General features: G+C 25.8%; 2 protein-coding genes. Both read left to right on the top strand.

From position 1 onward, the window contains the following. Positions 1-153 precede the first annotated feature (153 nt). Positions 154-1,746, top strand: a complete 1,593-nt coding sequence (locus tag AJ886_RS02930) for a lysozyme (RefSeq protein WP_070287095.1) — start codon at positions 154-156, stop codon at positions 1,744-1,746. 8 nt (positions 1,747-1,754) lie between these two features. Then, positions 1,755-2,507 (top strand): hypothetical protein, encoded by a 753-nt coding sequence (locus AJ886_RS02925; protein ID WP_126238572.1) that lies wholly within the window; start codon positions 1,755-1,757, stop codon positions 2,505-2,507. The last annotated feature ends 130 nt before the right edge of the window (positions 2,508-2,637 follow it).

Here is a 2,637-nt window from a genome sequence, read left to right as displayed (position 1 = left end):
TCAAATGAACTTCCTAACAATCCTTTTTACTTTGGAGAATTAGATCAAGATAATACTATAAAACAAGATACACCCAGTTATTATTTTTCTCCTAAAGATGAAAGCAGTGGTTTAGGAAGACTTAGTATCTTTTATAAAAATGATGAACTTTGCTTGCTTAATTATTCTATTATAGAAAATTCTTTAAATATTAAATTAGAATGTTTAAGCAAACAAAGCTTAGAGTATAAAGACTTAATTTCAAACACTTTAAAAGAACAAAAAACCACACAAGTAGATAAAAAACAAGCTATAGCTAAACTTCATGCTCTTTTAGAAAATCAAAACCTAGAATGTATCCATGGAGGTAAAGTCATACTTAAATCAAACAAAGGAAAAACTTTTAAAGATGATGGTGTGTCTATAATGCTAGAAAGTGATTTATTAAACTCTAGTATAGTAGCTTGTCCTAATACTATAGCAGGTGTAAGTGTTCCTTGTACTAAAGTTGTTAATGTAAAAGGATCCTTATCTCAAAAGAAAGTCAATAATGAATATGTAATCTTACAAGAACTCATATCAGCTTGTATTAGTGATAAAGGTTTTCCTTTAAAAGTAAGCTTTACTCCTACTAAGTTTAAATTTGATCACAGCTTTGATCCTAAAGAGGGCTTAGGAGAACAAAGTAAAAATCAAATAGAGTTAAAAGAACCTATAATAAGACTTCATTATAAAAGTGATAGATTTCAAAAAGATAATTTACCTATCTATAATCTTTTAATCAATAATGAAAAAAAAGAACAAGATAAGGCTTTAAATGAATTTAATATAGATTTAAAAGATTTAAAAGATATAGAGGATATAAATATTCTTAATCAATTCAAACAAGACTTTAGTAAAGATTATGAATTTAAAGAATTAAATCTTAGCTTTGATACTAATTTAATCAAACTTTATTTTATTATCCCAAAAAACATTGCTAAAGTTTATAAAAGTGCTTATAAGGAATTTGAAAATAAAGATTTAGGAGTAGGGTATTTTACACAGCTACATGAGTATGATAAAATCATCAAAAATGCTTTAGAAGATAATAAAGAATTAAACGAATATCATTTAACTTTTTTAGCTCCTGCAAAAATGCAAAATTTAAAACTTCAAATCGCACAAGGACTAGATGAAATGTTAGAAGATGAAGATAGAAAACAAGAGTTTTATGTTTGTAAATTTGTGGTGGTAAATGGGGTTAGTGAAAACAATACTCAAGAAATTATCCCTGATAATGTTATAAGAATACAAACACAAGATGGTAGTGGAGAGTTTATTGAGATAGTATTTCCTAGTCAATTAGAACTCAATGATAAACCTTTGGAAGATGTGAGTTATACATTTGTTCCGGCTTTAAGAGGTTTATATTCAATGTTTAAAATTACAAGTAGACTTAATAGTGGTTTAACGCGACAAGAAGTAGTGAAAATTATTGAAAAACTACAAAAAGGTAGCAGTGGGAATATTCGCCTTTTGAAAAATAAAAAAGAATTAGATGAACTGTGGCAAAAATTAATAAAAAATGCCACAAAGTTAGAAGAAAAATATATTCCTATAAAAAATCATAAAACAGGACAAATTACGCAAGAAAAATTTATAAGATATAAATTGAATGATGGAATTGATATTATATACAGAACAGGTTCTGGAAGTGGGGGAGAAACAATAAATATTTATGGTAAAAATCCAAAGCTCAATAAAACTATTCATATTAAACCATAGGAATAAAAGTGAAAAGAATAAAAGTAATATATGCAATGGGTAATCCTATTTTTTCTTATAAAGAAAAAGATGATATAGGATATAAAAGTTATGAAAATTTAAGTAAAGTATTAAATAATAAACCATATTTTTCTGAAATGGATTTACTTTTAGAATATTTAAGATACACAACAAAAACAGATATTCTCTTAGCATTTGAATATTTATTATTAAAACTTATTGATGATGAATTTTTTGCAAGACATGAAATAGATGCAAATATCATTCAATTTTATAATATTGATAGTCTTAACAACACTCCTTCTTTAAATACACCCAAACCTACCTATATAAGTGAATATATTAATATCTTGGGGCAACTTTTTCTAGCAGGTTATATAGATTTTGGATCTTATTGTGATGAAGATAGAAATAAAATAGATTATCCCTCAAACTTATCTTATTATAAAGAAGATAAATATCAAGCTTGGATATATTTTAGAGATAATTTTTTTTATAAAGAAAGATTTGAAAGAAATTTGAATGATGATATTATTGTAGATGGATGTAGCACAATGTTTTCTCCCACTTCTTGGGATACACCACAATATTGGTCACAATACAATATCTGGATAGCAACAACCCCAAAAGGCACAAAATACTTCCAAGAAATCTTAGCTCCTAAATTTTACAACAAATACAAAGATTTAGAAGTAGAGATTGATGATAAGGGTAATGTGCTTAGATGGATAGGAGAGATTAATAGAGACAAAAAATATTAGCAAATAAAAAATGATATAATAATGCTTTATATAAGGAATCTTTTATGTTTATAAGTTCTAAAACAGAGTTAATTCAAACTATTAAAAATTTAACAATCAACAATAAAGAAGTTAAACAGATTGATTTTAT

It is taken from the genome of Campylobacter sp. BCW_6465 (assembly GCF_001762815.1).
Lineage (GTDB): Bacteria > Campylobacterota > Campylobacteria > Campylobacterales > Campylobacteraceae > Campylobacter_D > Campylobacter_D jejuni.
Note: the sequence above shows the minus strand (reverse complement) of the source record. Positions and strands in the feature narration are given on the sequence as shown.